The 7,745-nt window shown below is 71.0% G+C and carries 9 protein-coding genes; 7 read left to right on the forward strand and 2 right to left on the reverse strand.

Annotation, left to right across the window (positions count from 1 at the left end; genetic code table 11):
* The first annotated feature begins 7 nt into the window (after positions 1 to 7).
* The 5 genes from atzF (at position 8) to ACLQ29_RS24680 (ending at position 5,355) form a co-directional block, all read left to right on the forward strand.
* On the forward strand, positions 8 to 1,810 hold the full coding sequence (gene atzF, locus ACLQ29_RS24660) for an allophanate hydrolase (protein ID WP_425773843.1): 1,803 nt from the start codon (positions 8 to 10) through the stop codon (positions 1,808 to 1,810).
* Positions 1,811 to 1,847: 37 nt separating this feature from the next.
* Positions 1,848 to 2,537 (forward strand): cysteine hydrolase family protein, encoded by a 690-nt coding sequence (locus tag ACLQ29_RS24665; protein WP_425773844.1) that lies wholly within the window; start codon positions 1,848 to 1,850, stop codon positions 2,535 to 2,537.
* Between the two features lie 9 nt (positions 2,538 to 2,546).
* On the forward strand, positions 2,547 to 3,239 hold the full coding sequence (locus ACLQ29_RS24670; RefSeq protein WP_425773845.1) for a cysteine hydrolase family protein: 693 nt from the start codon (positions 2,547 to 2,549) through the stop codon (positions 3,237 to 3,239).
* A 12-nt stretch (positions 3,240 to 3,251) separates the two neighbouring features.
* Positions 3,252 to 4,880: a regulator gene (locus tag ACLQ29_RS24675; RefSeq protein ID WP_425773846.1), complete on the forward strand. Its 1,629-nt coding sequence runs from the start codon at positions 3,252 to 3,254 to the stop codon at positions 4,878 to 4,880.
* Between the two features lie 82 nt (positions 4,881 to 4,962).
* On the forward strand, positions 4,963 to 5,355 hold the full coding sequence (locus ACLQ29_RS24680) for an AtzH-like domain-containing protein (RefSeq protein ID WP_425773847.1): 393 nt from the start codon (positions 4,963 to 4,965) through the stop codon (positions 5,353 to 5,355).
* A 21-nt stretch (positions 5,356 to 5,376) separates the two neighbouring features.
* Here ACLQ29_RS24680 and ACLQ29_RS24685 read toward each other — a convergent pair whose 3' ends face one another.
* The gene (locus ACLQ29_RS24685; protein WP_425773848.1) at positions 5,377 to 5,784 is read right to left on the reverse strand and encodes a hypothetical protein; all 408 of its coding nucleotides are present in this window, start codon (positions 5,782 to 5,784) and stop codon (positions 5,377 to 5,379) included.
* Here ACLQ29_RS24685 and ACLQ29_RS24690 point away from each other — a divergent pair.
* Positions 5,783 to 5,920 carry a hypothetical protein gene (locus tag ACLQ29_RS24690; protein WP_192580493.1) on the forward strand — a complete coding sequence of 46 codons (138 nt, stop codon included), beginning with the start codon at positions 5,783 to 5,785 and terminating at the stop codon, positions 5,918 to 5,920. The genes ACLQ29_RS24685 and ACLQ29_RS24690 overlap by 2 nt on opposite strands.
* Here the strand turns inward: ACLQ29_RS24690 and ACLQ29_RS24695 are convergent.
* Positions 5,898 to 6,614, reverse strand: coding sequence for a DUF899 family protein (locus ACLQ29_RS24695; protein WP_425773849.1), 717 nt, complete (start codon positions 6,612 to 6,614; stop codon positions 5,898 to 5,900). The two genes, ACLQ29_RS24690 and ACLQ29_RS24695, sit on opposite strands and share 23 nt — an antisense overlap.
* Positions 6,615 to 6,751: 137 nt before the next feature.
* Here ACLQ29_RS24695 and ACLQ29_RS24700 point away from each other — a divergent pair, with 137 nt between their 5' ends.
* Positions 6,752 to 7,672, forward strand: a complete 921-nt coding sequence (locus ACLQ29_RS24700) for an RNA polymerase subunit sigma-70 (protein WP_425773850.1) — start codon at positions 6,752 to 6,754, stop codon at positions 7,670 to 7,672.
* Positions 7,673 to 7,745 lie beyond the last annotated feature (73 nt).

A 7,745-nucleotide genomic window follows, 5' to 3' on the forward strand; every position in this document is an offset into this window, starting at 1 on the left:
CGACTGTATGCCAGAGCGAGTAGAGTCCATCTCGGAGCTTCGGTCGGCGTACCGCGACGGTGGCCTGACCCCGGCGGCCCAGGCCGAGCGTGTCCTGGATGGACTGGACGGGCGTGCCGACGGACCGGTCTGGATCAGCACCGTCCCGGCCGATCGGCTGCGCGCACGCGCCGAGTCGCTGACCCGCCACGGTGATCCCGTGCTGCCGCTGTACGGAATCCCGTTCGCGGTCAAGGACAACATCGACGTGGCCGGCATGATCACCACCGCCGGCTGCCCCGACTTCGGGTACCGGGCCGCCGAGGACGCGCCGGTGGTGCGCCGGCTGCTCGACGCCGGTGCGATGCTCGTCGGCAAGACCAACCTCGACCAGTTCGCCACCGGCCTGACCGGCGCCCGCTCGCCGTACGGCAGCTGCGAGAGCGTCTTCGGCGGCGGGCTGATCTCCGGGGGCTCCAGCTCCGGCTCGGCCGTCGCGGTCGCCGCCGGCCAGGTCAGCTTCGCCCTGGGTACGGACACCGCCGGCTCCGGTCGGGTGCCGGCGGCGCTCAACGGGATCGTCGGCCTCAAACCCACCCGGGGCCTGCTCAGCGCGGCCGGCGTGGTCCCGGCCTGCCGCTCGCTGGACTGCGTGTCGGTCTTCGCCGCCGACGTCGCCGGCGCCGTCGAGGTGTTGCACGCGGCCCGTGGCGTCACGGCGGCCGACCCGTGGGGGCGTCCGTTGCCGGAGGAGCGGGTGGTTGCCCGCAGGCCGGGGACGCTACGCCTCGGGGTGCCCCGGGCAGAAGACCTCGAGTTCTTCGGCGACGCCGGGCAGGAGGCCCGGTTCGTCGCCGGGGTGCAACGGCTGCGCACCTTCGTCGGGACCCCACGGTCCGTGCCGCTCGGTGACTTCTTCGAGGCCGGCGACCTGCTCTATCGGGGACCCTGGGTGGCCGAACGGCTGGTCGCGCTGGACGGCTTCCTGCGGTCACATCCCGAGTCGGTCCTCGCGGTCACCCGGGCCGTGCTGGAGACCGGGCGGCGCTACGACGCGATCGACGCCTTCCGGGGCCAGCACCGTCTGCGCGAGCTGCGCGCACAGGTCGACACGCTCTGGCGGGACGTCGACGTGCTGGTCGTGCCCACCGTCGGCACCACGTTCACGCTCGACGAGATCGCCGAGGACCCGATCGGGCGCAACGCCATGCTCGGCCGCTACACCCAGTTCGCGAACCTGCTCGACCTGGCCGCGGTGACCGTACCCAACGGGTTCACCAGCACCGGCCGCCCGGCGAGCCTGACCCTCATCGGCCCGGCGTTCAGCGACACCACCCTGGCCCGGCTGGCCGCCACCTTAACCGACGGCGGCGCACCGACCCGCACGGTCGAGGTCAGCCCACCACCGGCACAGCGCCCGGTGGAACTGCTGATTGCCGTGGTGGGTCGGCACCTGACGGGCGAGTCCCGCAACGGTGAACTGGTCGGGCACGGTGGCGCCCTCGTCGACACCGCCCGCACCGCGCCGCTCTACCGGCTCTTCCGGATGGACACGCCCGACGGCGAGGGACTCCCCGGCCTGGTCCGGGTGGCGTCGGACGGACCGGCGGGCCATCCGATCGAGGTCGAGCTGTGGCGACTGCCCGGTTCCGCGGTCGGCGGGTTGCTGGCCGGGGTCCCAACCCCACTCTCGCTCGGCTGGATCCGGCTCGACGACGGGCGCGACGTGCTCGGTTTCCTCTGCGAGGCGTACGCCGTCGGCCCACCGGCCGAGGACATCAGCGCCACCGGTGGGTGGCGGGCCTACCGGCGCGCCGCCACCAGGCGCTGACGCGCCAGCACCAGCGATCACGACAGGAGGCGAGAGGATGGGCACCATCGGGCCGGTACCGGCCAACCCCTACCCGTGGCCGTACGACGGCGCGGCGGACACCGCGCGCACCGCACTGCTCTGTATCGACTGGCAGACCGACTTCTGCGGGCCGGGCGGCTACGTCGACGCGATGGGTTACGACATCGGCCTCACCCGGGCCGGTCTGCCGGCCACCGCCCGGCTGCTGGAGCACGCCCGATCGCTCGGAATGCTCGTCGTGCACACCCGGGAGGGGCACGACCCGCAACTGTCGGACCTGCCGGCGAACAAGCGGTGGCGGTCGGCGCGCATCGGCGCCGAGATCGGCACCGCCGGTCCGGCCGGTCGGATCCTGATCAGGGGCGAGCCGGGCTGGGAGATCGTGCCCGAGGTCGCCCCGGTGGCCGGCGAGGTGATCATCGACAAGCCGGGCAAGGGCGCGTTCTACGCCACGAACCTCGACCTGGTGCTGCGTACCCGGGGCATCACCCACCTGATCCTCACCGGCATCACCACCGACGTCTGCGTGCACACCACGATGCGCGAGGCGAACGACCGGGGCTACGAGTGCCTGATCCTCTCCGACTGCACCGGCGCCACCGACAAGGCCAACCACGACGCGGCACTGCACATGGTCACCATGCAGGGCGGCGTCTTCGGCTGCGTCACCACATCCGACGACGTCATCGCCGCCACGGCCCAGTGAGGTGCGCCCATGTTGACCATCCCCACCGCACGGCCCGGCCCGTACGCCTTCGACCTCTCGACCACGGCGCTGCTCGTCATCGACATGCAGCGCGACTTCCTGGAACCCGGCGGGTTCGGTGCGAGTTTGGGCAACGACGTCGGCCACCTGCGTCGTACCATCGCGCCGCTCGCGGCGCTGCTGGCCGACGCCCGCGCCGTCGGCCTGACAATCGTGCACACCCGCGAGGGGCACCTGCCCGACCTGTCCGACTGCCCACCGGCAAAGCTCAGCCGCGGAGCGCCCAGCAAGCGGATCGGTGACCTCGGACCCAAGGGCCGGATCCTGGTCCGCGGCGAGTACGGCCACGACATCATCGACGAACTGGCCCCGCTGCCCGACGAGCCGGTCATCGACAAGCCCGGCAAGGGCGCCTTCTACGCCACCGAACTGGACGGCCTGCTCGTGAAGCGGGGCATCCGCAGTCTCCTGGTCACCGGAGTCACCACCGAGGTGTGCGTGCACACGACCGTCCGGGAGGCCAACGACCGCGGGTACGAGTGTCTCGTGCTCGCGGACTGCGTCGGGTCCTACTTCCCCGAGTTCCAGCGGGTCGGGCTCGACATGATCGCCGCCCAGGGCGGGATCTTCGGGTGGGTCGCCGAGTCGGCGCAGGTACGCGCCGCGCTGCCCACCACCGGAGTGTTGCAACCCTCTTCCTGACCGGGAGCAGCCATGGTCTCGACAAAGCCCACCGTCGCCCCGCTCCCGTACTGGGTACGCGGCGACACCAACGCCTTCTTCGGCTTCGGCGTCAACGTTCTGGTAAACGTGCTCACCCTGACCGGGCTCTGCCTCGCCGTGGTGAACCTTCCCGAGGGGGAGGTGTTCGGCACCATCCTGCCGGCGCTGGGTATCGCCCTGGTCGCCGGCAACATCTACTACACCTACCTGGCCCGCCGGCTGGCCCGACGGGAGCACCGCACCGACGTGACCGCCCTGCCGTACGGGCCGAGCGTGCCGCACATGTTCATCGTCATCTTCGTCATCATGTTGCCGATCTACCTGCGTACCCAGGATCCCGTACGGGCCTGGGAGGCCGGGCTTGCGTGGGCCTTCATCATCGGCGTGATCGTGCTGATCGGCGCGTTCGTCGGGCCCTACATCCGCCGGTACGCGCCCCGGGCCGCACTGCTCGGCACCCTCGCGGGGATCTCCATCACGTTCATCTCGATGAACCCGGCCGGGCAGATGTGGCGGATGGCCTGGGTGGCCCTACCGGTCCTCGCGCTGCTGCTGATCGGTCTGCTCACCGACGTGAAGCTGCCGTTCAACTTCCCGATCGGGCTCGCCGCGCTGCTGCTCGGCACCGCGATCGGCTGGGCCGGCGGGGCGATGTCGGTGCCGGACGTGACGGCCGCGGCCCGGGACATCGCGATCGCCGTGCCGTCGTTCAAGCTGGACCTGCTCTTCACCGGGCTGGCCGACATGGCGCCGTTGCTGGCGACGGCGATTCCGCTCGGCGTCTACAACTTCACCGAGGGCATGACAAACGTGGAGAGCGCCGCCACCGCGGGGGACAACTACAACCTGCGCAGCGTGCTGCTGGCCGACGGCGCGGGCGCGGTGATCGGGGCCGCGCTCGGCTCGCCCTTCCCGCCGGCTGTCTATGTCGGACACCCGGGTTGGAAGGCGGCCGGTGGACGCAGCGGCTACTCGATGGCGACCGGCGTGGTGATCGCGGTGCTCTGCTTCCTCGGCATGTTCGGGCTGCTCGGCGCGATCTTCCCGACGGCGGCCATCGTGCCGATCCTGCTCTACATCGGGTTGCTGATCGGGGCGCAGGCGTTCCAGGCGACCCCCCGGGCGCACGCCGCCGCCGTGGTCGCCGCGCTGATCCCGAACATCGCGGCCTGGGCGACCGGGCAGATCGACAACGCGTTGGCGGCGGCCGGCACCACCGCCGCCGCGGTCGGCGACGACGCGCTCAACGGCGCGGGGGTGATCTACGACGGGCTGCTGGTGCTCGGTCAGGGTGCGATCCTCGCCGGCCTGGTGCTCGGCGCGGTGGTGGTCTTCATCATCGACAAACGGTTCGTCCGGGCCGCGATCTTCGCCGGCACCGGCGCGGTGCTGTCGTTCATCGGGCTGATCCACGGCGAGCGGATCGAGTGGAACGCCAACGGTCAGGTGGCACTCGGCTACCTCTTCGTCGCGGCGATCTGCGCGGTCTTCGCGCTGGGTCGTCCCACACCCCGCGAGCCCGACCCGGAGGAGGCCGCACTGGACCGGGAGCACGGCCCGGCTGACGTCAGCACCGATCGGACCGACGGCGAGCGGCGGACGTCGGCGCTGAGCGGCTGAGCCGGCGGGCCCGGTCGGAGGCGTCCCGGCCACCGACCGGGCCGGCCAGTTCCCGACCCACCGGATCGAAGGGACGTACCGCATGGAGATCGACCGGACGGACGTGGTCGCCGAGGTGACGGCGGCCTTCGCCGCCTACGAGCGGGCGCTGGCCGATGGTGACGCCGAGGACATCTGCGGGTACTTCTGGGACTCCGACCAGACCGTGCGCTTCGGCATCGCCGACCATCAGTACGGGTTGGACGAGCAGCGCAAGTGGCGGGCCGCGCAGCCACCGCTGCCGGCCGGTCGGCGGCTGGTCGACCCGGTGGTCACCACGTTCGGCCCGGACCTGGCGGTCGTGACGACCCGATTCGGGTACGCCGACGCCGACGCCACCGGGCGGCAGACCCAGACCTGGGTCCGCCTGCCCGGCGGCTGGCGGATCGTCACCGCCCACGTCTCCGTCGCGCCCCCGTACTCCAACGTCACTTGATCTGCCGGCTGGCCTACTCGGCTAGCTCAGGAAAAAGATCATGGTCGCGAGGCTTGCCCCCATGGCCAGGTGCTCCCAACGGAGCAGGTCCGTGATCGGTCGATTGCGCAGCCGGACGAGTGCGGCCGCCATCCAGCAGAGGTAAGCCGCCGTGGCGGCGCGTAGCAACACGAGCGCCGCGTCATGGCCGGTGACGGTGCCGTGGTCCATCCGGGGCCCGGCGGCCATGTGGTGGGCAGCCATCGACCCGCCGTGTTGATGCATCAACACGGCGAGCGCCATGAGCACGGCCCCGGCCGTACGGTGCCACTCCACCTGCGGGCCGCGCTCGGTCGGACCGCTGGTGACGAGTGCCACCGCGAAGGTGAGCAGCAGCAGCGCGCCCGCGTACTGCACGACCGGTGCGGCGTCGAGGGTCACCGCGACCATGACAGCCACCATCGCACCCGCGAGCATCCGGGCCCTGCGGGACGCGCCCGCCCGCGGCACGACGCAGCAGCAGGCCGACACCGCGGCCGACCCGAGCATGATCATCTCGAGCGTCAGGACGTCACCGCCGGCGTAACGCCGGGGCGTGACCATTGGGCGGTGGGGCGGCCGTTGAGCCGCCACGGGTGACCACTGACCCGCGGCCAACCTTGGGGTGAGTTCTCCCAGTTCTCCTGCCGGCCGTACACGGTGATGTCCAGGGCGTGGTAGCTGGTCATCAACGCCTCCACGCCCCGCCCGGTGGTCCAGTAGGTCTCGTAGACCTGGTCGCCGTCGCGCAGGTAGCACGCGATGAACCCGAAGTCACGACCGTCGGCCAGAGCCGGGTCGGAGTCTTTCGCCGAATACCAGGGGAACGGGTAGCCCATGAACTCCGCGAACGGGGCACTTTCCTCGTAGGGACCGTCGCAGAACACGGCGTAGGTGACGTCCCGAGCGTGCAGGTAGTCCAGCATCTGCAGGTGACAGGTCGAGAAGGTGCACCCCTCACACTGATGCTCGTGCGGCTTGCCGTCGTGCCACATGTGGAAGTAGGCGATGAGCATCCGGCGGCCCTCGAACACCTCCACCAGCGGGGTGTCCCCGCCGGGGCCCCGCACCGCCACCGTCGGCATCACGGTCATCGGCAGCTGACGACGAGCGGCTGCGATGGCGTCTCCTTCGCGGGTATGGGCCTTCTCCCGGACCAGCAGCTCGTCGCGCTCGCGCAGCCAGGTCTCCCGGTCGACGACCGGGGGCGCGGCGGCGCTGGACTCGGGGGTTGCCGTCATGGCTGTCTCCTTCGTGGAGTGGGGATCGGTCACAGGTACAGACGACCGAGTCGGCGATCGTCATCGGTGACCGATGACGGATGGGATCCGCGGTCGTCAGTACGGTGGTGAGGACCACTCAGCCCCGGGGAGATCACATGTCCGACTCGCCTGACGAGCAGGCGGTCTGGCTGCAGCGCGCCTTCGACGAGCACCGGCGCGAGCTACATGTGCACTGCTACCGCCTCGCAGGGAACGTCACCGACGCGGACGACCTGGTGCAGGAGGCCTTCCTCCGTGCCTGGCGGGCTCGCGACCGCTTCGAGGGTCGGGCGTCGGCGCGCACCTGGTTCTACCGGATCGCCACGAACGTCTTCCTCGACAGCCGCAGGGCGGCCGGTCGCCGGACGATTCCGTATGGTGACCCGCTGGAGTGGTCCACCGAGCTCGGTCCCTATCCAGACGCCCTGTTGGCCGACGATCCGCAGACCGGTCTCGCCGCCCGGGAGACCGTCGAGCTGGCCCTGATCGCAGCGCTCATGTACCTGCCGCCGCGGCAGCGGGCGGCCTTCGTGCTGCGCGACGTCTACGGCTGGACGCCGCAGGAGGTCGCCGGCACGCTCGACACCGCCGTAGCGGCCGTCAACAGCCTCCTCCAGCGGGCCCGCCACACCCTCCGGCGGCACGCTCCGTCGGACCCACAGGACTGGCGCCGCCCACAGCTCACCAGCGAGGACGAAGAGATCCTGCGCCGCTACGCCAACGCGAAGGACCCGGAGACGGTCCGGGCACTGCTCGCCGAGGACGTACGGATCACGATGCCGCCCGAGCCGCCGGTCGTCGGGATCGACGCGGTCGCGGAGTTCCTCGGCCGACCGCTCGACTGGCGTACCTTCCCCACCTCGGCCAACGGGCGCCCGGCACTGATCAACTATCTCCGCCGGCCCGGCAGCCCGCACTATGAGGCGCTTGTCGTCGACGTACTCCGGATCGAGAACGGGAAGATCGTAGAGAGCAACGCCTTCATCGGTGCCCGTCACGTCGCCGCCTTCGGCATGCCCGCCACGCTCGAGCCCTAGGGTCTGTGTCGAAGTCGGTCATAGCCACTCGTTGATCGCGGCGATGTGCACGGTGGCTTCGTAGCGCACGGCG

This window comes from Micromonospora sp. DT228 (assembly GCF_049841595.1).
GTDB lineage: Bacteria > Actinomycetota > Actinomycetes > Mycobacteriales > Micromonosporaceae > Micromonospora.